At 69.9% G+C, this 26,239-nt stretch carries 27 protein-coding genes and 2 tRNA genes; 12 read left to right on the forward strand and 17 right to left on the reverse strand.

Annotated features, from left to right (window positions below; translation table 11 throughout):
• Positions 1-28 precede the first annotated feature (28 nt).
• The 4 genes from DEIGR_RS11350 to DEIGR_RS11365 form a co-directional block, all read right to left on the reverse strand.
• Positions 29-1,057: a PIN/TRAM domain-containing protein gene (locus DEIGR_RS11350; RefSeq protein ID WP_058977345.1), complete on the reverse strand. Its 1,029-nt coding sequence runs from the start codon at positions 1,055-1,057 to the stop codon at positions 29-31.
• A 51-nt stretch (positions 1,058-1,108) separates the two neighbouring features.
• Entirely contained in the window at positions 1,109-1,414 is a 306-nt protein-coding gene (locus DEIGR_RS11355) for a hypothetical protein (RefSeq protein ID WP_058977347.1), read from the reverse strand.
• A gap of 137 nt (positions 1,415-1,551) precedes the next feature.
• Positions 1,552-1,626 (reverse strand) — tRNA-Val (locus DEIGR_RS11360).
• A gap of 19 nt (positions 1,627-1,645) precedes the next feature.
• A tRNA-Cys gene (locus tag DEIGR_RS11365) sits at positions 1,646-1,719 on the reverse strand.
• Between the two features lie 140 nt (positions 1,720-1,859).
• On the opposite strand from DEIGR_RS11365, the gene DEIGR_RS11370 reads away from it, so the two are divergent.
• From DEIGR_RS11370 to DEIGR_RS11380, 3 genes are all read left to right on the forward strand, one after another.
• The gene (locus DEIGR_RS11370) at positions 1,860-2,882 is read left to right on the forward strand and encodes a DsbA family protein (protein ID WP_083524031.1); all 1,023 of its coding nucleotides are present in this window, start codon (positions 1,860-1,862) and stop codon (positions 2,880-2,882) included.
• Between the two features lie 61 nt (positions 2,883-2,943).
• The gene (locus tag DEIGR_RS11375) at positions 2,944-3,285 is read left to right on the forward strand and encodes a PadR family transcriptional regulator (RefSeq protein WP_058977349.1); all 342 of its coding nucleotides are present in this window, start codon (positions 2,944-2,946) and stop codon (positions 3,283-3,285) included.
• Positions 3,282-4,418, forward strand: coding sequence for a permease prefix domain 1-containing protein (locus DEIGR_RS11380; protein WP_058977351.1), 1,137 nt, complete (start codon positions 3,282-3,284; stop codon positions 4,416-4,418). The genes DEIGR_RS11375 and DEIGR_RS11380 overlap by 4 nt, the downstream gene beginning before the upstream one ends.
• 47 nt (positions 4,419-4,465) lie before the next feature.
• On the opposite strand, the gene thrS is transcribed toward DEIGR_RS11380, so the two are convergent.
• From thrS to DEIGR_RS11405, 5 genes are all read right to left on the reverse strand, one after another.
• Entirely contained in the window at positions 4,466-6,415 is a 1,950-nt protein-coding gene (thrS, locus tag DEIGR_RS11385; protein WP_058978678.1) for a threonine--tRNA ligase, read from the reverse strand.
• A 276-nt stretch (positions 6,416-6,691) separates the two neighbouring features.
• Entirely contained in the window at positions 6,692-7,243 is a 552-nt protein-coding gene (locus tag DEIGR_RS11390) for a GNAT family N-acetyltransferase (protein ID WP_058977353.1), read from the reverse strand.
• Positions 7,240-7,788, reverse strand: a complete 549-nt coding sequence (locus tag DEIGR_RS21605) for a GNAT family N-acetyltransferase (protein WP_407638322.1) — start codon at positions 7,786-7,788, stop codon at positions 7,240-7,242. The genes DEIGR_RS11390 and DEIGR_RS21605 overlap by 4 nt, the downstream gene beginning before the upstream one ends.
• A gap of 45 nt (positions 7,789-7,833) precedes the next feature.
• On the reverse strand, positions 7,834-8,241 hold the full coding sequence (locus DEIGR_RS11400; RefSeq protein WP_058977355.1) for a DUF805 domain-containing protein: 408 nt from the start codon (positions 8,239-8,241) through the stop codon (positions 7,834-7,836).
• 76 nt (positions 8,242-8,317) lie between these two features.
• On the reverse strand, positions 8,318-8,761 hold the full coding sequence (locus tag DEIGR_RS11405; RefSeq protein WP_058977357.1) for a DUF805 domain-containing protein: 444 nt from the start codon (positions 8,759-8,761) through the stop codon (positions 8,318-8,320).
• Positions 8,762-8,813: 52 nt separating this feature from the next.
• Here DEIGR_RS11405 and DEIGR_RS11410 point away from each other — a divergent pair, with 52 nt between their 5' ends.
• Entirely contained in the window at positions 8,814-9,875 is a 1,062-nt protein-coding gene (locus DEIGR_RS11410; protein WP_236704736.1) for a metallophosphoesterase, read from the forward strand.
• Here DEIGR_RS11410 and tnpC read toward each other — a convergent pair.
• The 3 genes from tnpC to infC all read right to left on the reverse strand — a co-directional run bounded on the left by tnpC (position 9,865) and on the right by infC (position 12,415).
• Positions 9,865-11,259, reverse strand: a complete 1,395-nt coding sequence (tnpC, locus tag DEIGR_RS19675) for an IS66 family transposase (RefSeq protein ID WP_083524033.1) — start codon at positions 11,257-11,259, stop codon at positions 9,865-9,867. The two genes, DEIGR_RS11410 and tnpC, sit on opposite strands and share 11 nt — an antisense overlap.
• A 136-nt stretch (positions 11,260-11,395) precedes the next feature.
• Entirely contained in the window at positions 11,396-11,641 is a 246-nt protein-coding gene (locus DEIGR_RS11420; protein WP_058977360.1) for a glutaredoxin family protein, read from the reverse strand.
• A 144-nt stretch (positions 11,642-11,785) separates the two neighbouring features.
• Positions 11,786-12,415 carry a translation initiation factor IF-3 gene (gene infC / locus DEIGR_RS11425; RefSeq protein ID WP_058978679.1) on the reverse strand — a complete coding sequence of 210 codons (630 nt, stop codon included), beginning with the start codon at positions 12,413-12,415 and terminating at the stop codon, positions 11,786-11,788.
• 121 nt (positions 12,416-12,536) lie between these two features.
• On the opposite strand from infC, the gene DEIGR_RS11430 reads away from it, so the two are divergent.
• The 5 genes from DEIGR_RS11430 (at position 12,537) to recR (ending at position 16,813) form a co-directional block, all read left to right on the forward strand.
• Positions 12,537-14,540 (forward strand): amylo-alpha-1,6-glucosidase, encoded by a 2,004-nt coding sequence (locus tag DEIGR_RS11430; RefSeq protein WP_058978680.1) that lies wholly within the window; start codon positions 12,537-12,539, stop codon positions 14,538-14,540.
• A 122-nt stretch (positions 14,541-14,662) separates the two neighbouring features.
• Entirely contained in the window at positions 14,663-15,340 is a 678-nt protein-coding gene (locus DEIGR_RS11435; protein WP_058977362.1) for an NUDIX hydrolase, read from the forward strand.
• A 190-nt stretch (positions 15,341-15,530) separates the two neighbouring features.
• On the forward strand, positions 15,531-15,746 hold the full coding sequence (locus tag DEIGR_RS11440) for a hypothetical protein (protein ID WP_058977363.1): 216 nt from the start codon (positions 15,531-15,533) through the stop codon (positions 15,744-15,746).
• Positions 15,747-15,799: 53 nt separating this feature from the next.
• On the forward strand, positions 15,800-16,090 hold the full coding sequence (locus DEIGR_RS11445) for a YbaB/EbfC family nucleoid-associated protein (protein ID WP_046844453.1): 291 nt from the start codon (positions 15,800-15,802) through the stop codon (positions 16,088-16,090).
• A gap of 117 nt (positions 16,091-16,207) precedes the next feature.
• The gene (recR, locus tag DEIGR_RS11450) at positions 16,208-16,813 is read left to right on the forward strand and encodes a recombination mediator RecR (protein WP_058977365.1); all 606 of its coding nucleotides are present in this window, start codon (positions 16,208-16,210) and stop codon (positions 16,811-16,813) included.
• 198 nt (positions 16,814-17,011) lie between these two features.
• Here the strand turns inward: recR and DEIGR_RS11455 are convergent, their stop codons facing one another.
• Together DEIGR_RS11455 and DEIGR_RS11460 are read right to left on the reverse strand one after the other, a co-directional pair.
• Positions 17,012-17,716: a polysaccharide deacetylase family protein gene (locus DEIGR_RS11455; protein WP_058977366.1), complete on the reverse strand. Its 705-nt coding sequence runs from the start codon at positions 17,714-17,716 to the stop codon at positions 17,012-17,014.
• Positions 17,713-18,942, reverse strand: a complete 1,230-nt coding sequence (locus DEIGR_RS11460; RefSeq protein WP_058977368.1) for an MFS transporter — start codon at positions 18,940-18,942, stop codon at positions 17,713-17,715. Before DEIGR_RS11460 ends, DEIGR_RS11455 begins: the two co-directional genes overlap by 4 nt.
• Positions 18,943-18,992: 50 nt before the next feature.
• Between DEIGR_RS11460 and DEIGR_RS11465 the strand changes: the two genes are divergently transcribed.
• Positions 18,993-19,667, forward strand: a complete 675-nt coding sequence (locus tag DEIGR_RS11465) for a glycosyltransferase (RefSeq protein ID WP_058978681.1) — start codon at positions 18,993-18,995, stop codon at positions 19,665-19,667.
• Here the strand turns inward: DEIGR_RS11465 and DEIGR_RS11470 are convergent.
• Positions 19,627-20,808: a glycosyltransferase family 4 protein gene (locus DEIGR_RS11470; RefSeq protein ID WP_058977370.1), complete on the reverse strand. Its 1,182-nt coding sequence runs from the start codon at positions 20,806-20,808 to the stop codon at positions 19,627-19,629. The genes DEIGR_RS11465 and DEIGR_RS11470 overlap by 41 nt on opposite strands.
• A 209-nt stretch (positions 20,809-21,017) precedes the next feature.
• Between DEIGR_RS11470 and DEIGR_RS11475 the strand changes: the two genes are divergently transcribed.
• Both DEIGR_RS11475 and DEIGR_RS11480 read left to right on the forward strand, forming a co-directional pair.
• The gene (locus DEIGR_RS11475; RefSeq protein WP_058977372.1) at positions 21,018-22,028 is read left to right on the forward strand and encodes a YkoP family protein; all 1,011 of its coding nucleotides are present in this window, start codon (positions 21,018-21,020) and stop codon (positions 22,026-22,028) included.
• A 16-nt stretch (positions 22,029-22,044) separates the two neighbouring features.
• Entirely contained in the window at positions 22,045-22,590 is a 546-nt protein-coding gene (locus DEIGR_RS11480; protein WP_058977374.1) for a VOC family protein, read from the forward strand.
• A gap of 9 nt (positions 22,591-22,599) precedes the next feature.
• Here the strand turns inward: DEIGR_RS11480 and DEIGR_RS11485 are convergent, their stop codons facing one another.
• Together DEIGR_RS11485 and DEIGR_RS11490 are read right to left on the reverse strand one after the other, a co-directional pair.
• Positions 22,600-25,497, reverse strand: coding sequence for a GAF domain-containing sensor histidine kinase (locus DEIGR_RS11485; protein WP_058977376.1), 2,898 nt, complete (start codon positions 25,495-25,497; stop codon positions 22,600-22,602).
• Positions 25,498-25,502: 5 nt separating this feature from the next.
• Complete coding sequence (locus DEIGR_RS11490; RefSeq protein WP_046844446.1) at positions 25,503-26,189, reverse strand: response regulator; 687 nt, start codon at positions 26,187-26,189, stop codon at positions 25,503-25,505.
• Positions 26,190-26,239: the final 50 nt, after the last annotated feature.

The following is a 26,239-nucleotide window of genomic DNA, read 5'->3' on the forward strand; positions in this document are numbered from 1 at the left end:
TGCCTACAGCCCACTGCCCACTCCCCGGTTACGCCGCGCCTTCCTCTCCGTCGAGTTTCGCGAAGATCATGCGGCCCACGTTCGTCTGCACGTTGTTCACGACGACCACGCGGGTGGGTTTGCCCCGGAACCTGATGGCGTCCTCCACGACGACCATGGTGCCGTCCTCGAGGTACCCGACGCCCTGATTCTTCTGCTGGCCGCCCTTGCTGATGGTGACGGTCAGGTGGTCCCCCGCCTGCACCTGGGGTTTCAGGGCGACGGCGGCCTCGTGGATGCTGAGGATCTCCACGCCGTGCAGGCGGGCGATCTTGCCGAGGTTGTTGTCGTTCGTGACGATCCGCGCGCCGCTCTCGCGGGCCAGCCGGATCAGTTTGTCGTCCGTGGTGGGCAGGGCCGCGTCGTCCCAGTCCTCGATACGCAGGGGCCGCAGGGCGCGCAGGTCCTCCAGCACCGCCAGGCCGCGTTTGCCGCGCGTGCGCTTCTGCGCGTCGTGATGGTCGGAGAGCGTCTGGAGTTCCCGCAGGATGAACGCCGGGACGACGAGTTCCCCGTCGAGGAACCCGGCGCGCAGCAACTCGACGATGCGCCCGTCGATGATGACGTTGCTGTCGAGCAGCCTGCTGCCCGGCTTGCGGCGCACTTGCGGGAACGCCAGCAGCCCGAAGCTCTCGGCGTTGCGCAGCGCGAACGACACGAAGAACACGCCCAGCACGACCGTGACGATCAGGTTCCAGATCCAGGTGTAGAACGGCACGGTCCGCAGCAGGCTGCTCAGCAGCACACTGACGAGCAGCGCCACGATCAGGCCGAAGGTCGCGGCGGCCACCGCGCGGGGCGACAGGCGCGCGTACCAGCGGGTGAACGTCGCCGAGAACCGCACGAAAACCTGCTCGATGCGCGGCGCGAGCAGCAACGCGGTGAGCATCCCGGCCAGCATGAGGCTCAGGGTGTTGACGATCCCGAGGTCGTCCGGTTGCACCGCCGCGAGGCCGCGACCGGCCGCGAGCCCCAGCAGCAGGCCCAGCAGCATGATCAAGAGTCGCAAAGCCAGCATTGACTCAGTCTAGCGTCCCAGCCTGAGCAGAGGCCGGGACATCCCTCAATGTCAGGCGCGCGCGCGGCGCCACGCCAGAACGCGCTGCGGGTCCAGGTCCACCCAGTAACTCGCGACGCCACTCAGGACTGCCAGCGCCGCCGCCAGCCACAGGAAACCGTCCGCGACCCAGCCCTGAAGCACGACCGCCGCGAGCAGCAGCCCAAGCGCAGCCACGACGGGAATGCTCGCCACACCACGCCAGAAGCCCCGGCGGTCACGGTAATGGATGCGCCGGGACGCGCCGCGCAACTGAGTAGCCGTCGCCACCAGAGCGACGCCGGTCACGAGGCACAACATCAATTGCAGGTCATTCATAGTCCACCCTCGAAAGTAGAGAGTCTTTTCTTGAGAAAGCTGTGAATTCTTCAGAGACAGACGAGACAGGTTGCCTCCCGGCTGCGCCTCACACCACATAAAAAAAGTCCCCAGTGTCTGAACTGGGGACTTTCTGTTGGTAGAACCGAGGGGATTTGAACCCCTGACCCCTACCGTGTCAAGGTAGTGCTCTACCCCTGAGCTACGGTTCTAGACCTGAAATGGGGTACTTGGAGGCGCTGACCGGACTCGAACCGGTGGTGGAGGTTTTGCAGACCTCTGCCTTACCACTTGGCTACAGCGCCGTGAGGCTTTTGCTGTCCCTTGCGGGCGGCTGGTGGGTCTTCCTCTCCAGCGGAAGGAATGTTAGCACGGCTTTTCTGGTCTGTAAACAGGGGGGCAGCTGCGCCGCGGAACTGCCGGGCCAGCCTCTAGACTGCCGCACATGCACGCGCCTGTCCTGACCCGGTTTCTGCCTCTGACCATCACCCTCGCCCTGAGCGCACCGGCGGGCGCGCAGCTCCTTCAGACGCCCGCCCAGACGGCCGCGCAGCCGATCCTGAAGGGCCTGACGGTGGACGGTACGACGCTGCGTCAGGGTGCGACGACGATCACCCTCGACGTCACTGGCGGGTACGTGGTGGGTGTGCTGACCGAGACGGACTCGCTCGATGAGCTGGCGCGTGGCGTGGCGACCGGCTGGGGCATGGGCGCCCCGGACCTTCCGAAACTGAAAGCCAGCCTGAGTAACCCGCAGCTGCTGGCGGCGGCCCGCTCGGGGTTCGTGCAGCCCTCCGACGATTCGGGAACGGACGTCATTGCCCTGAAGGTGACCGGCGAGGGCAGCGCCACGCGGTACGCGGCGTACGTCGCCGTGAACATCTGGCCGGACAGCGCCTTCCCGGCCACGAAGGCCGTGACGGGCAGCGCTGCCGCGCCCGTGACACTGCGGGTGTTCAGTGACTTCCAGTGCCCGTACTGCAAACAGATGTGGGACAACGCGATGCCCGCGTGGCGTAAGGACAGCGCGACGTACCGCGTGATGCACTACGAGTTCCCGCTGTCGTTCCACCGCAACGCGCAGGGCGCGGCGGAGGCCAGTGAGTGCGCCGCCGCGCAGGGGAAGTTCTGGCCGTTCGCGGATCAGCTGTTCGCGAACTTCCGCACCTGGACCCCACTGGACCCGAAGGAGACCCCCGCGAAGTACGCCGCCTACGCGAAGCCCGCCGGGCTGGACACGGCCGCGTTCAAGACCTGCGTGAGCCAGCGGACGTTCCGGGCCAGCGTGGACGCCCAGATGCAGGCGGGGCTGAAGGTGAACGTGCAGGGCACACCGACCGTGTACCTGAACGGCCTGAAACTGTCGAACTACAGTGACGCGCGTGAAGTGGCCCGCGCCCGCGCGATCACGACGGCGCAGCCGTCCGCAGCCAGTGTGATCGAGGCGCGACTGAAAACGTTCCGCTGATCCGTGCCTCCCCCGGCGGGTGCGTGCAGCGCCCGCCATTACTTTGTGCCACTATGTAGCCATGCAAAGTAATAGTGCGGACGGCAACCTGCTGCGCGGTACGCTGGACTTCCTGCTGCTCGCCAGCCTCGAACACGGCCCCCTCTACGGCCTGCGGATCATCCAGGACGTCCAGCAGCGCACCGGCGGCCACTTCAACTTCAAGGAAGGCACCCTCTACCCCGCCCTGCACCGCCTGGAAAAACGCGCCCTGCTCCGCGCCGAGACCCGCCCCAGCGACACCGGCGGTCCACCCCGCAAGTACTACCACCTGACCCCCACCGGCCTGAGCGAACTGACGCGGCAACGGGAAGAACAGCGCGCCCACGCCCGCGCCCTGCGCCCCTACCTGGAATTCTCATGAGCCCCGAACATCAGTACGTCCGCAACGCCACCCGCGGCCTGAAGGGCCAGGCCCGCAAGGACACCCAGGCCGAACTGCTCGACCACCTCACCGAACGCACCCGGCAACTCACCCTGACCGGCCTGAGCCCCGAGCAGGCCCGCGCGCAGGCCAAGCAGGAACTCGGCCCGGCCCCCACCGTCGCCCGCAGCCTGCGCCGCACCCAGCACGTCCACCCCGCCCTGAGTGCTGCCGCCCTCATCGCACTCGCCACGCTGCTGCTGTGGCCCGTGCCGGAGCTACTGAACCCGCAGGCAACCTACTCCGGAGGTGATACCAATGAATCAGTCACTGAACTGCGGGCCAGAGGGTACCTCTCAGTCAAAGAGGCAAATGCACAACTGAAACCCTACGGCATTCAACTCAAGTACCACGGCGAATCATGGGAACTGCGGCGTGCTGATCTACCCGTCGCGAACACCGAACTGAACCAGTCCTGGGTCTGCCAGGGACCCACTACGTCCAGTGCCACCGATCAACCCCGGTACTGGCTCACGGGCAACCCAAGTGTGAGGTATGTCAATCCAGCCAGCCTGCTGGCCTGCATGAGTGAAGCCGGCTGGCCGCTTGAACTCGACGGACAACAGGTGAAACTGCACGGAAAAGCTTTCCCTGACGCATGGACCAGAGAGATCGCCACCATGTTCTACGTGCCGCAACTCTCCCGCAGCCTCGGTCACCTGCCCCGCCACCTGTGGTCTAGCCCGACTGCTCCCTTCCCACAGAACGAGCCCAGTGTGCTTGCCTACTCGGACTACTCATCGGAGATCATATGGAGCACACGCCACGTCGAGACAGCCGCCCAGAATGTGGGATTGCTCGTCCGGTTCCAGCTCAACGGAACCTCCTGGCCGGACAAGCGGAAGTATTCAGCACCCATGTTCTTCTCGTTCACGCTGCCAGTCAGTGATCAGGGTCAGGTCAACCTTCCGATTCGTGTACCGCATGGCATGAAAGTCGTTGACCTGACCCTCAAATCGAATATGAACGACTGGCTCAGAGCAGACAGCAGCACCTTCCCGGCCATTCTCGTGGCCTTACCGGACCGGACCGATGCGCCGATTGACCTGACCCCGTTGCCGTTCACTCCCTGATCAACAACAGCGCCCGGCCTCCATGGACCGGGCGTTTCTGTTGCAGTTCAGCTGCGCGTCTTGTAGCGGCTGAGCATTTCGTTCTTGAGGTCGTCGAAGGCGACGCCTTTGCGTTCCTTGTGGCCTTCGGGGGTGCGTTCGCGGACGCTGACCGCGCGGCCGTCTTGTTCCTGGTCGCCGACGATGAGCATGACGGGGATCTTGCTGAGTTCGGCGGTGCGGACCTTGGCGTTCATGCGGTTGGAGGAGTCGTCGACCTCGGCACGCAGGCCTGCCTGGTGCAGTTCGTCGCGGAGCTGCCAGGCGTAGTCGTTGTGGCGGTCGGCGATGGGGATGATCATGACCTGGCGGGGGGCGAGCCACAGGGGGAAGTCCCCGGCGTAGTGTTCGATGAGGATGCCGGTGAAGCGTTCGATGCTGCCGAAGGGGGCGCGGTGGATCATGATGGGGCGGTGGTCCTGGCCGTCCTCGCCGACGTAGCTGATGTCGAAGCGTTCGGGGAGGTTGTAGTCCACCTGGATGGTGCCGAGCTGCCATTCGCGGCCCAGGACGTCCTTGACGACGAAGTCGAGTTTGGGGCCGTAGAAGGCGGCGTCGCCGGGTTCGATGGTGTAGGGCAGGCCGACTTCCTCGACCGCCTCGATGATCTGCTGCTCCGCGAGGGTCCAGTTGGCCTCGTCGCCGACGTACTTGTCGCTCTCGGGGTCGCGGGTGCCGACGCGGAAGCGCACCTCGTTCATCCCGAAGGTCTTCAGCACGAGGACCGTCAGGTCGAGGACGTCCAGGAATTCCTTTTTCAGCTGGTCGGGGCGGACGAACAGGTGCGCGTCGTCCTGCGTGAAGCCGCGCACGCGGGTCAGGCCGTTCAGTTCGCCGCTCTGCTCATAGCGGTACACCGTACCGAACTCCGCGAGTCGCACCGGCAGGTCGCGGTAGCTGCGGGGTTTGCTGGCGTAGATGCGCACGTGGTGCGGGCAGTTCATGGGTTTGAGCATGTACTCCTCGTCATCCACCTCGATGGGGCGGAACTGACCGTCGGAGTACTTCTCGTAGTGCCCGCTGGTGCGGTACAGGTCGAGGTTCCCGATGTTGGGCGTGATGACGCCCTGGTAGCCGCGCTGGAACTGCTGCTCTTTCATGAAGCTGGTCAGCTCCTCGCGCAGGACCGTGCCGTTCGGCAGCCACAGCGGCAGGCCCTTGCCGACCAGCGGGTCGATGGTGAAGAGTTCCAGTTCGCGACCCAGTTTGCGGTGGTCGCGCCGCTTGGCTTCCTCCAGCTGGTGCAGGTACGCGTCGAGTTCCTTCTGCGTGGCGAACGCGACGCCGTACACGCGCTGGAGGATCGGGTTCTTCTCGTTCCCGCGCCAGTACGCGCCACTGGTGCTCATGAGCTTGAACGCGCCGGGCAGCTTCCCGGTGTTCGGGAAGTGCGGCCCACGGCACAGGTCCGTGTAGTCACCCTGCGTGTAGAACGTGATGGGCTCGTCCTCGGGGAGGCCCGCGATGAGTTCCTGCTTGTACGGGTCGTGCGGGAACTGCGCGAGGCCCTCGGCCTTGCTGATCTCGCGGCGCGTGAAGTCCAGGCCGCGCGTGATGATGTCCCGCATGATCTTCTCGATCTCCGGGAGGTCCTCTTCCTTCAGGGGTTCGGGCAGGTCGAAGTCCTGGTACCAGCCGTTCTCGATGCTGGGGCCCACGCCGCGCTTGATGGCGTCCGCGCCGTAGCCCTTGCCCTTGTAGTACTCACCGACCGCCTGACTCATGACGTGGCCCAGCGAGTGGCGGAACAGCGGCGCAGCGTCGGCCGGGTTCTTCTTCGTGATCAGCGTGATGTTCGCGCCGTCGGGCAGGGGCGTCATCAGGTCCACCAGTTCGCCGTTCGCGGTGGCGGCCAGGGCGTCCTGTGCGAGGCGCGGGCCGATGGCGGCGGCGGCGTCGAGGGCCGTCGCGCCAGCGTGCAGTTCGAGTTGTTTACCGTCGGGAAGGATTACGTGCATGTCGACCTCTGTGTGCGGGCTGAGCGCGCGGTCGCGTTCAACCATGAGAAACCCGGTCTGGCCACCGTTCCAGCAGAACGCCTGAAAACCTTGAAGGGGTTCTCAGGCGCTCAGAGTTCGCGTGACCAGACCGGGTGCAGGCATTCGGTTCAGCCCTGCGCCACGCATCACCAGACCGGAGTGACGGGCGAGAGGCTTCATACAGGCAGGATACCGCCCCACGCAGAGGGGGGCAACCCGCACCCTGGCCTACCCGGCCCTCTCACCCACCCAGCACTACCAGGGTGTTCCACGCAGATTCACGGTCTCCCCCACCGGCCAGTCAGTCAGCGTGGCGTGCACAGGCAAGATCAGGGTGGGCCCGGCGTCCGTCACCCACCGGTCCTCGTCCGGGTCAAGGTACTGCGTGGGGTTCGGAACACGCACGAAACTGCCCCGCTCGTAGAACGGGACGACCTCCTCCCGGCACTGCAGGAACGTGAACTGCACGTCCGGCAGCGTGTGCAGGAAGGGACGCAGTTCCCGCAGCAGGCGGAGGCCCACGCCCCGACGCTGGCACGCGGGATGCGTGGCGACCCCACCGACGCCCACCAGCGTGACCTCACGCCCGCCGACCTCCGCCACGCGCCGCCCGCAGCCCAGTTGCGCGGCGGGCACGCCTGCCGGGTCGGCCAGCCACAGGTGCCACTCGGGTTCGCTGCCCCAGTACGACGTGCCCACCCAGAAGTCCGCGAACTGCGGGTACGCGGCGATCAACAGGGATCGCAGCCCGGCCTCCAGTTCCGGCGTCAGGTCCGCGCGGGGTGTGACGTGCGCGGTCAGGGTCACGAGCCCCGCTCCGGGTGCGGGATGCAGGTTGCCGGGTTCCCCAGATCAATCTCGAAGAACAGGTATCCCTGCTGCCCGGCATCGGCCGCTGTATACCCCATGCGTTCGTAGGCCGGGCCAGCCTCACGGGTATTCGCGTACCAGAACACGTACCGCAGCAGGCGGGCGCAGGCCCAGGCTTCGACTCCCCGCATCAGGGCGCGGGCCACCCCCCGGCGACGCGCACCCGGGGCGGTGTACAGGTCGTGCAGTTTCGCCGTGCGGTGGGTGCTCCCGGAGCGAATGTGCGACCCGTAATCCTGAGCGGCGGCGTACCCGAGCAGACGTTCATCCTCGAACGCGCCCACCACACTCCGGATGGACGCAAAACGCCGGAAAGCGCGCCGCCAGCTCGGCTTCGTCCTCCACGAACCCCATGTCGAGCAACATCGGCCGGACCTGGGGAAAGTCGGACGGGGTGAGCGGTCGCACAGTGAGAGGCACGCCACCCAGTCTGACCGCCCGACCCCAGGCGCGCCTGCGCCAACTGGCAGATGCACGGGCATGAGAAGACCGCCCCACCGGACGGCAGAGCGGTCAGGCAAGCAGCGTTACCAGTTCTGCGCCGGAACGGGCGTGCGTCCGGCCGGGGCCTTCGGGTTCGGTCCCCACTTGTTGCTTCCAGCTTGTCCGTCGGTCGCCATGAAGATGATCAGGGCAATCCAGCCGAAGAATGGAATCAGGCCAAGCAGGATCCACCAACCGGAGCGGCCCGTGTCGTGAAGTCGGCGGACACTGACGGCCAGATGCGGAATCAGCATCGCCAGCGCGAATAGGCCGGAGAACACGCCGACGTCGTTGAGGGTGTTGCCGGTGCTCAGGCCAAGTGCGTTGTCCAGCACGGTGAGGATGATGTTGACGATGCCGTAGGCGAGCGTGAACATCCAGTACTCGCGGCGGCGGGCGCGACCGGTGAACTGCGCGTACTTTTTGGTGACGACTTCGATGACCTCGTTCATGAGCTCAGAGTAAGCGGAATGTGAAGTCCCCGCTGCCTCACCTGTGGCAACGGGGACTTCACCTGACCGGTGGGTGTTACCAGTTCTGCGCGGGGGCGGGGGTGCCGTCGGTAATACCTTTGGGGTTGGGTCCCCACTTGTTGCTGCCGGGTTTGCTGTCCAGTACGCACAGGACGAGCACGACGATGCTCAGGCCGATGAAGTTCAGGAGGTACAGCCAGCCGCTGAAGCCCGCGTCGTGCAGGCGGCGGACGGTGACGGCGAGGCTGGGAACGAAGGTGGCCAGGGCGTAGATCGTGTAGATCAGGCCGAAGATCAGGGTGGTACCGGTCAGGGCGGCGCTGGGGTCGGTGCCCGCGTCGGCCTGCATGCCCAGGCTCGTCACGACGCCGAAGAGCGGGATGGCCAGCACGAAGGTGATGATGCCGTTGATCAGGGTGAACATCCAGTATTCGCGGCGGCGGGCGCGGCCGGTGAAGTTGGCGTAGTTGTTGCGGATGACATTCAGGTATTCGTTCATGGTTCCCCCTGGGGTTGTTGCGTGAGAACAGTCTAAGCGTCACATTTAGCCCATGTTGCCGAAAATGTGGAGGGGTGCCCTGGGGGTGCTGTTGGGGGTCACGCTGGGATCGTGCGCGCCAGCCCTGACCGACCCGGTCGTCGTCCCGGACGTTCGGGCGTCACTGCCCGCCCTGCCGACGGAGCGGCTGCGGGTGCTGGTCATGGGGGATCAGGGGACGGGGTCGGAGGTGCAGCGGCGCGTGGCGGCCGCCATGCGGGAGGTGTGCGCCCGCGAGGGCTGTGACCTGGGGGTGGCGCTGGGCGACAATTTCTACCCGGCGGGGCCGAAGGACGTGTCCTCGCCGCTGTTCCGGGAGCGGTTCGCGGACGTGTACGGCCCGCTGGGTTTTCCGTTTCTGGTGGTGCCGGGCAACCATGACGAGTCGTGGCTGGTGGGCGGCGACGGGGCCGATGCGCGCGGCGCGGACGTGCAGGTGGCGTACTCGCGCGTGAACGGGCAGTGGGTAATGCCCGCGCGCACCTACCGCGCGCCGGTGGGAACCCTGGCAGAGTTCTTCGGGGTGGACACGGCGCCGCTGGCCGCGTACCTGCCGGGCCTGCGGCCTGCCGAGCGGCCGGGGGGCGCGTGGGATCAGGCGCAGCGGGCGTGGCTCTCGGGCGCCGTGCGGGGCAGCGGGGCGCGCTGGCGGCTGGTGCTGGGGCATCACCCGCTGTTCAGTAACGGGAAGCACGGGAATGCCGGGGCGTACGACCGCTTCCCGTTCGAGTTCCAGAAGGGCGGCGCGGTGCGGGACCTGTACGGGTCGGTGTGCGGCGCGGCGGACCTGATCCTGAGTGGGCACGTGCATGCGCTGGAGGTGTTCGCCCCGCAGCCGGAGTGCCCGGGCACGTGGACGGCGGTGTCCGGCGCGGCGGGCGAGGTGGGGGGAGGTCCATCGGGCTCGCGTGCGGCGGCGTTCGCGGCCTTCGGTCAGCCGGGTTTCCTGCGCCTGGACCTCACGCCGGCCGAGCTGGTCGTCACGGCGTACACGGTCGCGGCAGACGACACGGTCACGGCCCGCGAAGCCGCTCGGTTGAAGGTAACTGCTCAGCAGGGCAAGCTCAGGGGTTGAAGTTAGGCATGAGCACGTCACCCGTGAACACGCTGACCAAGCCCTCCCAGACGCTGAGACCTTGCTTCTGCAACGTGGAAATGTAACTCCTGATCCGAGCGAAATTGCACCCACCCTCCTCGGACCGGAATCCTCCAGATACCTTGCGTTTCACGCACCATGCCCGCACGTCCCGCTCCGCCTGATTGTTATCAAACGGCACTCGGCAGTCATGTAGGAACAGCAGCACCGCTGCGCGGTGCTGCTGGCACCGCAACGCCAGATTCCGCCCATGTGACTGCTTCGTCGGACCGCGTCGCCCTGGAACGGGCGGCGCGGCTGGGTTGGCCAGCAAGCCCTCCTCAAGCAGTTCATCAAATCGCCGTTCAAACGCCGTGCGGGCCTCTGGGCTCAGCGTCCCGGCGTTCAGGTCGTGATACACCGTCCTCAGCGATTCCCGAAGTGCGCCAGCCCACACCTGCCCATGGTGTTCGGCCAATCCCCGCAGCTCCCGCAACAGATGAGCTCCGCACAGGGCATGCTGTGCCGGAAGTTTGAAGTACGAGCTCCAGGCGTCGTGGACCAGGATGCCGGTGTACTTCGGCAGGACCTTCATGTGCTCCAGTGCCGCGAGGCCGCGCCGGGCATGCTGGCCGTAGAACGTGAGCTGCGCGCAGCTCACGACATGCATCCAGTGCAGCTTCCCGTTCACCGGGCTGCCGGTCTCATCTGCATGCAGCACCGGTTGATGTGTCAGGGCTGTCCTGAGTCGCCCTTCAAAGTCCTGCAGTCGCTCCGCTGCCAGATTCAGGTTCAGCGCGATGGTGCCATCACTCGGGCGTGCTCCGCAGACCGCGTGCAGGATTTCACTGGTGCGTTCGAGGGGCACGAAGTGCGCCACGTTCAGATACACCGTCAAGGCGTGGACCCGTGGACCGTATTGCACCTGAGCCGTGACGTGCGTGGGGAAGGGTGCTCGCTGCCGGGAACGACATCCAGGGCAGATCTTGACGTCGGCGCGGTATTCGGTGACCTGAAGGTGGAGGTCGGGGAGGTCATGAACCTGTCGAGCGACCTGGGTGTCGACTGGAACGTCATCCCAGGCCTGCCCGCAGGTGCAGTGTCCCGTCACCGGGAGATCGACGATGACGTCGGGATGCGCGGACATCTTGAGGGTCTTGCCGGGGTGATCGGGTTGAGCGCCAGAAGACCGGCCGGTCTTCTGGCGCTCACTCTTGGGCTGCCAGGGCTTGTCCTGACTGGGAGGCTGACTGGATGTGGTGCTGTTTCGGGCCAGTTGAGCTTTGATGGTGCGAAGTTCAGCCAGCACCTCAGCGAGCTGGGCTTCGAGTTCACGGACGCGTGCCTCGAGTCGTTTGCAGTTTGGGCAGGGGACCTCGCTGATGGTCCACCTTACCCAATCGACTCCGGAAAATCACCCTGCTGAGCAGTTACGGTTGAAGAAGGGTTGAAGGTAGAAAGTTGATGGTTGATGGAGGACACACCTCCATCAACCATCAACCTGTGACTTTCGACGTCTCTTACAGTCCGGCCTGGGCGAGGAACGCGTCGAGTTTCTGGGGGCGGAAGCCGCTGAGGCTGGCGGCGGTGTCGCCGTGCACGAGGGTGGGGACGCTGCGTTTGCCGCCGTTGACGCTCATGACGTACTCGGCGGCGGCGTCGTCCTGCTCGATGTTGATTTCCTCGAACGCGAGGCCCTTGCTGGTCAGGGCGCGTTTGGCGGCGTGGCAGTCGGGGCACCAGGTGGTGGTGTACATCTTGATCATGGGGTTCCTCCGGGTGGGCGTCGCCCACGGACCTCAGTTTACTATTTAAAGCATTCCGGAGGGTGGTCGCGTCCACAAACGCGGACCACCCGGGCAACAGGAACGCCCGCCCCAGCCGGGACGGGCGTTCTCGCAGGTCAGGGCTTACGCGCCGGCGTTCGCCACCGGCTCGCTGGGGGCGGGCTCGGCGGCAGCTGCGCTGGGGGCCGGGGTGCTGGGGGCGTCCTCGGCGGCGCGTTCCTTCTTCGCGGGTTTCTCGGCGCGGGGGGTCATGATCATGTTCATGTCCATGCCCATCATGCTCGGGGTGCCTTCGGGCGCGCCGATGTCCGCCAGGGACTCCGCGACGCGCACCAGGATGCGCTCGCCGAGTTCCGGGTGGGTGCGTTCACGGCCACGGAACATGATGGTGACCTTGACCTTGTGGCCTTCTTCCAGGAAGCGGCGCACGTGCCCGGTCTTGGTGTTGAAGTCGTGGTCGTCGATCTTCACACGGAACTTGATCGCCTTGACTTCCTGGGCGCGGGCGCGCTTGCGGTTTTCCTTCTCGTTCTGCTGCTGCTCGTAGCGGAACCGGCCATAGTCGAGCAGGCGGCAGACGGGGGGGACGGCCTGCGGGCTGACCATGACGAGGTCCATCCCGGCCTCGCGGGCCATGTTCATGGCGTCGCGAGTGTCAATGATGCCCACCTGCTCGCCTTCGGCGCCGATCAGTCGGATCTGGCGCACGCGGATCTGCTCGTTGACCTTGTGTTCTTTCGCTATGTTCATCACCTCCGCCGCGCTCCGGGGCACGCTGGCTTCCCGGGCGGCTGCGCCCACCCCACGGGGCGGACGGTACCCCTCAGTCTACCACGCGCCTTCCATGCGGCGCCTTCGTGCCATGCTGGCGCGCATGAGTGCGCCTGTCACCTTCCCTTTCGGTTCCCTGACCGCCCGCAGCGCGGACCTGGAGGTCCTGCTGACCGACGGGCTGGGCGGCTTCGCCCTGAGCAGCCTGTCGGGCGTCCCGACCCGCTGCTACTCGGGGCTGGTGGCCAGCCAGCTGCCGCCGGTGCAGCGGCGCACGCATCTGGTCTCGCCGCTGGAGGTGCTGCGCGTGCCCGGCGCAGGCGGGGTGCGCGAGACGACCCTGCACGCCCTGGAGATCGCCCCGGACACCTTCGAGGGGGAGGGGCTGCGCTGGCTGACGGGCGCGTCACTGAGTGACCTGCTGCCCGAACGGGAGCAGCTGTTCGCGGGCGTGCGGGTGCGCCGCCGGGCGTTCATGCCGCGCGGGTCGGGCGCGGTGGTGTTCGTGTACGACGTCCAGAGCCGCGATCCGGTGGCGCTGCGGCTGGGGGGGTTCTTCGTGGACCGGGACATGCACGCCGTGCACGAGCGGGTGCCCACGCTGGCCTTCCACGGGGCGGGCCGCGAGGTGACGGTGCAGGGCGAGGCGCAGACGCGGGTGCAGGTGCACGCGCCGGGCGCGGTGATCGACGCCCTGGACCCCCGGCCTGTGCCGCAGCGGGTGCACTACCGGCACGATCTGGCGCGTGGCGAGCCGGACACCGAGTCCACGCTGGGCACGCCGCTGTGGGACCTGAGCTTCCCGGCGGGCGGGGGCCGCGCGGCGCTGGTGGTGCAGGCGGTCACGCCGGGCGTGGCGCAGGCGCTGGTTCTCGACCCGTGGGCGGCGTACGCCGACGAGGCCGGGCGCCGCCGCGAACTGGCCGTGCGGGCACAGGTCACGACGGGCGTGCCGGATGAACTGGTCGCCACGCTGGCCGTCGCGGCGGACGCGTACCTGGTGCGCCGCACGCAGCCGCAGGGGGTGACGGTCATCGCCGGGTACCCGTGGTTCGCGGACTGGGGCCGCGACTCCATGATCGCCCTGACCGGCCTGACCCTGCTGACCGGGCGGCACGCCGAGGCGCAAGACCTCCTGGGCACGTTCCTGCGCAGCCTGCGCCGGGGCCTGACGCCGAACAACTTCCACGACGACGGGCAGGGCGCCGGGTACAACACGGTGGACGGCGCGCTTTGGCTGGCGGTGGCGCTGGAACGGTACGTGACCGTCACCGGCGACGCGAGTTTCGCGCGGGAGGCGCTGCCGCAGCTGCGCGACCTGCTCGACTGGCACGTGCGCGGCACCGATCACGGCATCCGCATGGACCCGGCGGACGGGCTGCTGCTGGCGGGCGAGGCGGGTGTGCAGCTCACGTGGATGGACGTGAAGATCGAGGGCTGGGTCGTCACGCCCCGCCACGGGAAACCCATCGAGGTGCAGGGCCTGTGGCTGGCCGCGCTGGGCGCCGAGTCGCGCCTGTCGGCGGCGCTGGGTGAGGAGGCGCAGTTCGCGGCTACCCTGGCGCGCGCGCAGGCCAGCTTCGCGGCGTTCTGGCAGGGCGCGTACGTGGACACCCTGGCGGCGGACGGCACGCCGGACCGCAGCCTCCGCCCGAACGTGGCGATCGCGCTGGCACTGCCGGACACGCCCACCAGCCCCGCGCTGGTTGCCGCGACGACCGCGCAGCTGGAATCGGAACTCCTCTCCCCTGTCGGGCTGCACACGCTGTCCCCGCTGGACGGGCGGTACCGGGGTAACTACGGGGGCGCGCAGATGCAGCGGGACGCGGCGTACCATCAGGGGACCGTGTGGCCCTGGCCCTTGACGGCGTTCGTGGAACTGCTGCTGGCGCAGGGCGAGGTCGGGCGGGCGCGCGCGGCGCTGCGCGGCCTGAGCGGGCACGTGCTCGAAGCCGGGCTGGGGCACGTGTCGGAGGTGTTCGCCGGGGACAGCCTGCGGCCCGGCGGGTGCCCGTTCCAGGCGTGGAGCGTGGCGGAACTGCTGCGCGCCCACGTGCTGGTCAGCCGGGCCGAGGCGCAGGCGGCAGGCACGCAAAGCCCGGCGTAAACCCCGCTGTCACGTGTGAAAATCCGCGCCCGCAGGACACTATTCCCCTTGACGTACCGGGGACACAAACCCTAGCATCACGCCATGACCGCCCGACCTCACCCCCGCCACCCGGAGCGCGCGTGACCGACCTCGCGCTGCCCCGCGGCGCCACGCAGGTCGGCCTGGCCGTGGACGTCGCCGCGTTCGCCATGCACGCTTCTGAACTGCACGTCCTGCTCGTACAGCGCGGCGAACTCCCGCACGCGCGCGACTGGGCGCTGCCCGGCGGCTTCGTGCACCCCGGCGAGGAACTCCACGAGGCGGCCCTGCGCGAACTGCGCACCGAGACCAGCGTGGAACTCGAACCCCGCCACCTCGAACAGTTCTTCACGTTCGGGGAGATCAACCGCGACCCGCGCGGCCGGATCGTCAGCGTCGCGCACCTCGCGGTGCTGCCGCACGGCACGGTCAGCGTCAGCGGCGGCGGGCACACCCTGGGCGCCGAGTGGATGCCCGCCCACCGCACGCCGAAACTGGCCTTCGACCACCAGGCGATCCTGGACCGCGCGCTGGGCCGCCTGCAGCTGCGGCTGGAATACGCGAACCTCGCGCTGGAGTTCCTGCCCGACACCTTCACCCTGCCCGAGTTGCAGGGCGTGTACGAGGCGATCCTGAACCGCAAACTGGACAAACGGAACTTCCGCAAGCGGCTGCTCGCGCAGGGCAGCCTGACGCCCAGCGGCGAGCGCCGCAGCGGTGTGGGCCGCCCCGCGCAGCTGTACCGCCGCGCCAAGGGCACTCGCACCCCCGCGCTGTAATACGGACTCCGGTTGAACGGTCTGCAACAACGTTCAACCCGAGCGGCGCGAGCAGGAGAGAAACGCCCCTCCGGGCGTGGAGTTGCCAACCCGGAAGGACACCGGGTTGGCAACGAAACAGACGGAATCCGTATAGCCCCGCCACACAGATAGGGCAGCGCCACGCCGGGGAAGCGTGCTGGAATCGGGCATGCTTCCCGGCGTCCTGTTCCTGGCTGGTGTCCTGCTGTTCGTCCTGAGTGCCGCGCTCGGCGGGGACGGCTTCAGCCGCGCGCCCGGCCTGCTGGGCATCCTGGCGTTCCTGGCGTCCGCCGCCGCCGGGCTGTCCGGGCTGAACCGCGCGGTGGGCGCGGCGGCGCTGCTGTTCGCGGGGCTCGCGGCGGCGCTGGTGCTCGGCTGGCTGTGACCCGCCCGCCGGAGGGCACCATCTGCCCTGGCGCGGGCCGCTAGACTGCGGGCATGGACATGAAGAAGCTCATGAAGCAGATGCAGCAGGCGCAGATGGCCGCCACGAAGATCCAGGAGGATCTGGCCGCCAAGTCCGTCGAGGGCAGTGCCAGCGGTCTGGTGACCGTGACCATGAACGGGCACGGGAAGGTCACGGCGCTGAAGATCAAGCCCGAAGCGGTGGACGCCGACGACGTCGAGGCGCTGGAGGACCTGATCCTCGTGGCGATTCAGGACGCCGGGGCGAAGGCGGACGCGTTGCAGCAGGACGCCACGCGCGGGCTGGGCATTCCCGGCTTCTGAGTCCCGCGTGGTCGGCCACCCCTGCCGGTGGGCGGTGGGTGGCCGCGCCCGTTTGTGCTGATCTGTCCGTTTCTGTCCGGCCCTGCACTGGGGGCCGGTGGTGGTGAAGGAGTCCGAGTGAAGTACCCCCCATCGTTGGTGGCGCTCATCCGTGAGCTGTCGCGCCTGCCCGGCATCGGGCCGAAGAGCGCGCAGCGGCTGGCGTTCCATCTGTTCGAGCAGCCCCGCGAGGACATCGAGCGCCTGTCGCGGGCGCTGCTGGAAGCCAAGCGTGATCTGCACACCTGCCCGGTGTGTTTCAACATCACGGACGCCGAGAGGTGCGACGTGTGCAGCGACCCCAGCCGCGATCAGGGCGTGATCTGCGTCGTGGAGGAACCCGGCGACGTGATCGCCATCGAGCGCAGCGGCGAGTACCGCGGCCTGTATCACGTCCTGCACGGCGTGCTGAGTCCCATGAACGGCGTGGGGCCGGACAAGTTGCACATCCGTCCGCTGCTGCCGCGCGTGCAGGAGGGACAGGAGGTCATCCTGGCGACCGGCACGACCGTGGAGGGCGATGCGACGGCGCTGTACCTGCAGCGACTGCTGGAGCCGCTGGGTGCGGTCGTGAGCCGTATCGCGTACGGGCTGCCGGTGGGCGGCGCGCTGGAGTACGCGGACGAGGTGACGCTGGGCCGCGCGCTGGCCGGACGTCAGCGCGTCAGCAAACCGCAGGGCTGATATGAACTCCGGTTGAATGGTTTGCAAAAACCATTCAACCCGAGCGGATGCGAGAAGGAGAGAAGCGGGTTCCGGACGTGGAGTTGACAGATCGGTGGTGTTCCGATCTGTCAACGAAACAAACGGAATCCGTTTGATACGGACAGCGGAGCGGGGCGGAGGCGTTCATGTCACCTCTGCCCCGCTCCGCTGCCAGCGTCAGGCGCCGTAGCTGGCGCGTAGTCGAGTCAGCCCCTCGCGGAGGGTGATGCGCCGCGCGGGCAGTTCGTGCATGGGGACGACCTCTAACCCACGTTCTCCCAGGCCGCTCAGCAGGGCGTCGAGCAGGGCGGGCGTCACGGCGGGCCCGTCGTGCAGGAGGATCACGCTGCCGGGCTGCACGCGCGCCAGGGTCTGCGCGGCCAGCGTGGCGGGGTCGCCGCCGGTCCAGTCGCGGCCCTCGGTGTCCCACAGGGCCACCTGCCGCCCGGACAGGTGCGCGAACAGGCGGGTCAGGGGGCTGTGCCCACCGTAGGGCGGGCGGTACAGGTGCGGGCCGGGCCGCGCGGGGCGGGGGTGCCACGCGACCTGCGCCCACTCCTGCCAGGGGGTCAGGGTCAGGGCGGTGCGGTGCCAGATGCCGTGGGCGTCCAGGGTGTGCCCGGCCTGTTCGATGGCGTCCAGCAGCTCCGGGTGGGTCTGCGCGGCCGGGCGGGTGACGAAGAACGTGGCGCGCGCGCGGTGGCGGGCCAGGATCGCCAGCAGGTCCGGGGTGCGCTCGCCGGGGCCGTCGTCGAAGGTCACGGCGACCCGCCAGCGGTCGCGCGGGCCGTGACCCAGGGCGCCCCACCCGGCAGCGCGGCCCAGGACTTCGGCCAGCAGGACGGGGGTCAGGAGCGCGGCGGTCCAGGCGACGCGCCTCACGCCGGGGCGTCCTGGGGCGCGGCTTCCTGTTCCTGCGCGGCGCGGGCGAACAGGGGCCGCAGCAGCAGGTAGAACGCCGTGACCAGCGTCGCCAGTCCGGCTGCCAGTCCGAAGGGGCCGCCGGCGCCGAAGCGTTCGAAGGCCAGGACGCCCAGCAGGGGGCTCAGGGCGGTGCCGCCGTTCTCGACGGTCATCAGGACGCCCCACGCGGCGGGGCGCTGCGCGGCGGGCAGGGTGCGGGTCACCAGGGCGCCCCAGCCGGGCTGCACCCCGGCGAATCCCACGCCGACGAGCGCCGCGAGCGGGTACATGGCCCACAGGGGCGGCAGCGCGGCCAGGCCGAGCATCCCGGCGGCGATCAGCGCGTACCCGCCGATCAGGACGGGCACGGCGCGGCCCCGGTCGGCGATCTTGCCGAGCAGCGGGATGCACGCGAAGGCGACCGCGCCGCCCACGACGAGCACGCTGACGATCTGCGCGGTACTCAGGCTCAGCGCGTCGGCGATCTTGTACAGCACCTGCCCGAACAGGGACAGCGTCACGGTCTGCATCAGCGCGGCGGGCAGCAGGGGCGTCACGCGGCGCAGCGTGGCTTTCAGGGCGTCGCCGCGCAGGGCCTCGCGCGCGGGGCCGCGCACGGCGCGCGCGGGGAGCAGCACGGCCATCACCAGGGACAGGATCAGCGCGCCCAGGCTCAGGAGGTACACCTGTTCGGGCGGCGCGGCGCGCAGCGACCCGTACGCGAAGAAGCCCAGCCCGATCATGGAGGACACGCTCATGCCGACGACGGTCAGGGTGCGGCCCTGCGCGGTCTGTCGGGTCACGTCCGCCGTGAGGTTCATGGTGCCGGGCCACATGACCGAGAAGCCCACGCCGTGCAGCGCCGCGATGAGCAGCAGGGTCAGCCCGCTGTGCGCGGCGGGCAGCAGGCTGATGGCGAGCAGGCTCACGGCCGTCCCGGCGATCATGGCCCAGCGCAGGCCCACCCGGGCGATCAGCAGCCCGGCCGGGCCGCGCATGACGGTGTCGGTCAGGACGTGCGCGGCCCAGGCGAGGCCCACCACGGTCGCCGGGAGGTCCAGTTGCGCCTGCACGCGGGGGCTCTGCCCCAGGTACGGGAGGTACAGGCCGCTGCGGACGAATTCGGCGGCGGCCAGGGACAGCGCGGCGATCACGACGGCGCGGGCAGTGCCGGGCTGGAAGGGCAGGCGCTCGCGCAGGTTCACGGCGCGCTCCGGACGTGCGGCGTGCGCGGCTGGCCTGCTAGGGTGTGAAGGTGCCCGATTTCACGGTTGTCATTCCCGCCCGCAACGAGGCGAAGTACCTGCCCCTGACGCTGCGCGCGCTGGAACGGCAGACCCGGCCCCCACGCGAGGTGATCGTGGTGGACAACGGCAGCCGCGACGCGACCATGGAGATCGCCCGGGCGGCCGGCGCGCGGGTGCTGCGCTGCGAGGAACGCGGCGTGGCCCGCGCCCGTCAGATGGGCCTGGAGGCCGCGCGGACCGACTGGGTGGCGACGACCGACGCGGATTCCCTGCCCGCGCCGCACTGGCTGGAGGTCCTGAACGAGGCCGCGCCGGGCCGCACGGCGCTGTACGGCCCGATGCGTTTCTCGGGCGTGCCGCGTCACTGGGCGCTGGCGTCGGGCACGAGTTACAGCGCGTTCCTGCACGTCGCGCGGCTGATGGGCCGCCCGAACCTGGCCGGGGCGAACATGGCCTTCTCGCGCGAGGCGGCGCTGCTGGTGGGCGGGTACCCGCAGGTGGAGGCCTACGAGGACGTGATCCTGGGTGAGGAACTGGCCCGCACCGGCGAGATCGCGTACGTGCGCCGCGCGCTGGTGGAGACGAGCGCCCGGCGCCTGGACCGGGGCGTGCTGCCGTTCCTGTGGCAGCACGTGCGCAACATCACTGGTCATACGCGAGGCTACTTCGGGGATGACCGCTGAGGTCGTCCTGGAACGCCACGGCGCGCGGCATGCCCAGCACGTGGCTGTACACGTCCAGGACGCGCTGCGCGACGCCGTGCGGGGTGGTGCTGGCCCCGAAGCTGCGCGCGCCCGCAGACAGGCGGGCCCACAGGGCCGGGTCGTTCAGCAGCTCGCGGCTGTGGTGGATCAGGGCGTTCACGTCGCCGGGCGTCACGAGGTACCCGCTGCGTTCGTGCGCCACGCCGCTCAGGGTGCCGCGCGCGCCGACCGCGACGACCGGCACGCCCATGAGCTGCGCCTCCTGCAGGACGAGGCCCTGCGTCTCGGTGTCGCTGGCGAACACGAACAGTTCCGCGAGTCGGTAGTACGCGCCGATCTCGGTCCAGGGGCGCACGCCCAGGAACGTCACGCGGTCCGCCACGCCGATCCGGGCGGCGTGCGCTTCCAGGTGGTCGCGTTCCGGGCCCTCGCCCAGGATCACCAGGTGCGCGTCGGGCAGGCCTGCCAGAGTGTCCAGGACGTGATCGAAGCGTTTCTCGCGGGCGAGGCGGCCCACGCTGAGCAGGCGCCGCTTCCCTTCCGGCCAGGGGCTGGGCACGCTAGGGGCGGCGTTCAGGGCGCGCGGGTCGATGCTGGTGGGGATCACGACCGGGTTGCGGACCTTCATGGCGTTCAGGACGTCCATCATGCCCGCCGTGGGCGTGATGACGGCGTCGGCCCTGCCGTAGTGCAGCGCCATGACCTTCGTGACGACGCCGGTGTGGCGTTGCAGGGCGGTCGCGCCGGGCACGTAGTGGGTGTACGCCTCGATGTGGGTGTGGTACGTGGCGACGTGCGGGATGTCCCACTTGCGCGCCAGCCGCGCGCCGGACAGCCCCAGCGTCAGGGGCGTGTGGGTGTGGATCACGTCGTAGCGGTGCGTGAAGTCCCGGCGGGTGGGCCACGCCAGCCGGTAGGTGGGCAGGAACATGTAGCGCAGGCTGTCGACCCGCATGACGTCCGGGCGGGTGTCGATGTGTTCGGGAAAGTCGGGGGCGACCACGTCGACGTGGTGTCCCTGTGCGCGCAGTTCGTCGCTCAGGAGGCTGACGCTGGTCACGATGCCGTTCTGGTCCGGCAGGAAGGTGTCGGTGAACAGCCCGATGCGCAGCGGCCTCATGCGGCGCCGCCGGTCAGGGGCTGGGTGACGCGGCCCCGGGGAAAGTTTAAGAATTCCTGAAGCATCACTAGACAGGAGCATACGACGCCGGACATGAGAGTAGGCTCAGAAATCCGACTCACCCTGCCGGGGCGACCCGGGCGCGGCTCTCATGCGCGTGTGGCCCTGCGGCGGCAGGGAGCGGGGCGGGCGCGCTAGACTCACGCCGCATGGCACCTTCTTCGACCGCAGCGGTGCGCGCGGCCCTCCGGGCGGGCCGGGCGGGCGCGTGGCACGGCGGCCACCCCGGCGACCCGCGCGTGGGCCTGAGCGTCCCCGTCCGCTCGGACGCCGACCTGCGGGCCGCGCTGGCGACCCTGGCGGAGGCCGGGGTGAGCGCCACGCTGCTCCTCTCCCCCACCCTGGCCCGGGACCTGGACCGCGCCCGGCTGGCGGGCCACGAGGTGGGGGGCCTGGGCGACCCGGCGGGCGCGCCCGGGCTGGACGTCCTGGCGGGTACGCCCGTGACCACCTGGGCCACTCCGGAGCGCCTGCGTGGCCTGCACGCGCTGGGGACGCGCGGCCTGCACGCCCTGCCTCCGGGCACCGACCGGCCCGCCCCGGGCGCGCTGCTGACCGTGGACCCCGCGCGGCTGCCCACGCTGCTGGCCGACCTGAAGCGCCTGGGGTACCGCCCGGTGCCGGTGCGGGACGTGCCGGACCTGCGCGCCGGGACGGGCCGCGACCTGTTCCTGCACGGTTACACCCGGCTGGTCGAGGACCGGTTCGCGCGGCAGCACGGCGTGATCGACCTCGCGCAGCGGGCCGATGCGGTCATGCGCGTGGCGCCGCTGGATCACGCGCCCGCACCGCTGCCCCTGCCCCGCTCGGCGCACACGGCGGAACTGCACCTGCACTCGCCGCGCATCGTGGGGCTCGCCTCGCGCAGCGCCCTGACCGCGTACCGCGCGTACCTGCGCAGCCTGCGCGACGTGGGCGCGGCGTTGCAGGAGCGCCCCGAGTTGCAGGAGGCGCAGGCGGTGTTCGCGGTGACCCTCTTCCACGCGCCGCTGGCGCAGGCGGGCTTCACGCTGCTGGACCTGCCGCCCGCCACGGCCCGCTGGTACGGGCTGGGCTTCCGGCTGCTGCGCGTCGCGTACGGCACCACCCGCGCGCCCAGCGAGGACACCCCGAAGATGGCGTGGCTCCCGCGCGAGGAGTTCCTCAGGCGCTACGGCTGACGCGGTAGCCTGACGCATGACCCGCAGCGACCCCCGGGTGCAGGTGCAGGGCCTGCATCACGTCACCATCGTCGGTTCCACCCGCCAGAGTGCCCTGGACTTCTGGGAGGGGGTGCTGGGCATGCCGTTCGTGTTCGAGCAGCCGAACCTCGGCAACCCGGCCGAGAACCACCTGTACTTCGACCCCGGCGGCGGCCGCCTGCTGACCGTCTTCACCGACGAGGGCCGCGTGGACGCCGGGCGGGACGCGCCGCGCGAACCGGGCACCGTGGAGCATCTGGCGTTCACCGTGTCCCGCGCGACCTTCCAGCTCGCCCCGGCGCGGCTGCGGGCGCGCGGCATCGAGGTGCTGGAACGCGACCGTGGCTTCATGGATTCCATCTACTTCCGCGATCCGAACGGCATGAAGGTCGAACTGGCCTGCTACAAGTTCCAGACGCCCGAGGGCTTCCGGGACGCGGACGTGCTGCGCCGCGCCTATGAGCTGCGCGTGGCGCGCGGCGACGCGTACCTCAGCCCCGAGCACCTCGCGGACGCCATCGAGGACCTGCTGCGCCGCTGAGCCGGATACTCAGCCGGGCAGGGTGAAGGTCAGGGTGGTGCCCGCGCCGGGGCTGCTGTCCACGTCCAGGGTGCCGCCGGTCAGGGCGACACGTTCACGCAGGCCGATCAGGCCCAGGTGCCCGGCCTGCGCGCGTTCCTGCGCCTGATCGGGCGTGAAGCCCTGCCCGTCGTCGCGGATGGCGACCTGCACGTGCCCCGCCCGGAACGCCACGCGGATGGCGGCGCTGGCGGCCCCGGCGTGCTTGTCCACATTGTTCAGCGCCTCCTGCGACAGGCGGAACAGCGTGAGTTCCGTGGCGGCGTCCAGGCGGCGCTCCTGACCGCTGACCTCCAGGCGGGTGGGCGTGGCGGCCTGCGTGGCCAGCCATTCCAGCGCCGGGAGCAGGCCCAGGTCGTCCAGCACGCTGGGGCGGAGGTTGCGGGCGAAGCGGCGCACGCCGTCGATGGCGGCGTTCAGGTCGGTCAGGATGTCGTCGGCGCGGTCCTTCTGCGGCCCCTGGAGTTCCCGGGCGAGGCGGGCGACGCGGCGGGTGGTGGCGGTCAGGACCTGCGCGGTGTCGTCGTGCAGTTCGCGGCTGATGCGGCGGCGTTCCTCCTCCTGCGCCTGCGTGAACAGCGTCAGGAAGGTGCGCATCTCGAGCGCGGCGCTGGTGGCGGCCTCCAGCGCCTGGCCGCGCCGGGCGATCTCGTCGGCGAGCGTCTGGAGTTCCGAGAGGTCGCGCCCGACGGTCAGGACGCCGCGCCCGCCGTCCATGACGCCCACGCGCAGTTCCAGGCGGTGCGGGCCGATCTGGATCTCGGTGCGGCTCCCGCGCGAGGCCCGGCGGGCGCTGGCCCACGCGGCGCGCAGGGCGGGGCGGGTGTCGGGCGTGGGCAGGTCGAGGAGGTTCGCGCCGGGCAGCGGCCCGGTCAGGGGTTCGAGCAGCGTCCCGGCGGCCGGGTTGGCGTACGTGATGGTCCCGCCGGGGTCGGTGCTGATGATCAGGTCGTGGGCGCCCTCGGCCAGCTGGCGGTAGCGGGCTTCCTGCCGTTCCAGTTCGGTCAGCAGGCGCTGGCGGGTCAGGGTCTGTGTGATCTGGTCGGCGACGCTGCGGGCCAGGGCCAGCAGGTGCTCGCCCGGGGGGTCCGTGCCGGGATCGTCGAGGTACAGGAAGCCCAGCAGGGCGTCCTCGCCGTTCTGGTCGGGGTGGCCCTCGGCGCGCAGCGGGACGATCAGGCCGCTGCCCGCGACCGCCAGGGTGTAGCGGCGGGTCAGGGCGCGCGCGCCGCGGCCCAGCTGCGCAGCCAGGGCGTGCAGGTCGCTCTGCGGGGGCACGTGCAGGTTATACGTGGCGCAACGGGTGAACGCACCCTGATCGTCGGTCAAGGCGATCAGGCCGCGTGCGGCGTTCATGGCGTGCGTGACCAGCCGCGCCGCGTCGGCCAGCACGGCGTCGCTCTGATCCTCGCCCAGCGTGCGGCCCAGGTTCAGCAGCAGCGCGGCCTCGTTCTCGCGGCGCAGTTCCTCCTCGTACAGGCGGGCGTTCTCGATGGCCAGTCCCGCCTGCGACGCGAACACGGCGGCCAGCGCCTGATCGTCGGCGTCCAGCGGCAGGGCGTCCTGCCAGTACAGGGTCAGCGCGCCGAACACCCCCGCGCGGGTGGTCAGGGGCAGGCTGATCACGCCCCGGTACGGGTAGCGTCCGGCGGCGAGCAGCTGGCGGGTGTAGCGGCTGCTGCCCCCGTAGTGCGCCTGCGTGAGGTCGCGCGCGGCGACCGGCTGGCACTCGGCGATGGCGCGGCCGGTGACGCCCAGGCCGACCTTGGCGCGCACGCGCAGCAGGTACTCGTTCGGGAGGCCCAGCGCGGAGCGGATGTTCACGGTGCGTCCGTCGGGCTGGCGTTCGTACACGGCGGCGGCGTCCGCGTGGAAGAGGGTCGCGGCGCGTTCCAGCACGCGGGTCAGGGTGTCGCTCAGGTGCAGGCTCCCCGCCAGGGCCGCGCCGGCCTCGCGCAGCGCCTCGGCCGCCTCGCGCTTGCGGGTTTCCAGGGCGTACAGGCGGGCGTTGTCGATCGCCAGGGACGCCTGCTCGGCCAGCGCGAGGACCAGCCGGGCGTCGTCCTCGCTGGCGGTCGTGCCGGGCTGCTGGGTGTCCACGTACAGCAGGCCCAGCGCCTGCCCGCGCGCAGAGAGGGGCGCGATGACGGCGGCGTGCGGGGCGAGTTCCGCCAGTCCCTGCGCCAGGGGACTGCCCGCGTCGCGCGGACGCTCGAAGCGGATCGCCTCGCCGCGCTGCACCAGCGTCTCGAAGGTCACGGGGCCCACGCCGATCCCGCCGCGGAATTCCTCGTCGAAGCCGTGCGTGAAGACCTCGCCGGTGCGGGCGCGGCCGCCCTCGTGGAATTCGCTGAACAGCGCCACGAACGCCCGGCGGAAGCCCAGGGCCAGCGCGGCGCTCTGCGCGGTGACGGTCAGGACCTCCGCGAGGTCCAGGCTGCCGCCCAGGCGCCGCACGAGGCCCTCGACGGTCTCGGCGATGCGGCCGTGCCCTCGCCGGGCCTCGCGGGCCTGCACGCCCTCGACCGCCAGGGCCAGCAGCGGCGCGGCGCCCAGCAGCGCGCGCAGCCCGTCGGGGCTGGCGCCCACGGCCTCCAGCACGCCGCAGCCGAAGGGCAGGGCCGCGAGCATGCCGTCCTCGAGCAGGGTGCCGACGGTCAGCGCCTCGTGCGCCAGCGTGCCGTCACTGAGTGCCAGCCCGCGCCCCTCCTCGGCGGCGGGGGTCAGGGCGGCGTCCTGCACGATCCACACGCGGACGCCGTGCGCGTGCAGGACCGGGCAGGCGTACGCGGCGAGGTCCCGCGCGAACGCGGCGACACTCGACGCCTGCGAGAGGGTCTGCGGGAACGGCGGGAGAAACTCGGACACCGCGTTTACAGGTTCTTCGGGTCGATCCAGCCGCGCTTGATGCCGTACAGGACCGCCTCGGTGCGGCTGCCCACACCCAGCTTGGAGAAGATGTTCGCGAGGTGAACCTGCACGGTGCGCGGGCTGATGTCGAGGTCGCGCGCGATCTCCTTGTTGGTGCGGCCGGTGGCGGCCACGCGCAGCACCTCCAGTTCACGGGGGCTCAGGTCGTCCTCGGGGGGCGTGGGGGTGGTGTGGGTGCTGAAGCGCTCGAGGACCTTCTTCGCCACGCTGGGGTGCAGCGCGCTCTCGCCCGCGGCCACGGCGCGCACGGCGCCGAGCAGGTCGTCCTCGGAGGCATTCTTCAGCAGGTACCCGGCGGCCCCGGCTTCCAGCAGCGCGAACACGTACGCGTCGTCGTCGTAGCTGGTGAGCACGAGCACGCCCACGCCGGGCCGCTCGGCCTTGATGGCGCGTGTCGCGTCGATGCCGTTCATGCCGGGCATGCTGACGTCCATCAGGATCACGTCCGGCGTCAGTTCCCGGGCGCGCAGGATGGCTTCCTCGCCGCTGCCCGCCTCGCCGACCACGCGCAGGTCCGCCTCGCTCTCAAGGAGTTCGCGGGTGCCCTTGCGCACGACCGGGTGGTCGTCCACGAGGAGCAGCGTGATGGGGCGCGTGGAACCGGCTTCGAGGGTCTCGGCGTCGAGCATGCGCGCAGCATAGCCCGCACACACGCGAAACCGCCTCAGCCGAGTGGCCG

Origin of the sequence: Deinococcus grandis (assembly GCF_001485435.1) — a bacterium.
Lineage (GTDB): Bacteria > Deinococcota > Deinococci > Deinococcales > Deinococcaceae > Deinococcus > Deinococcus grandis.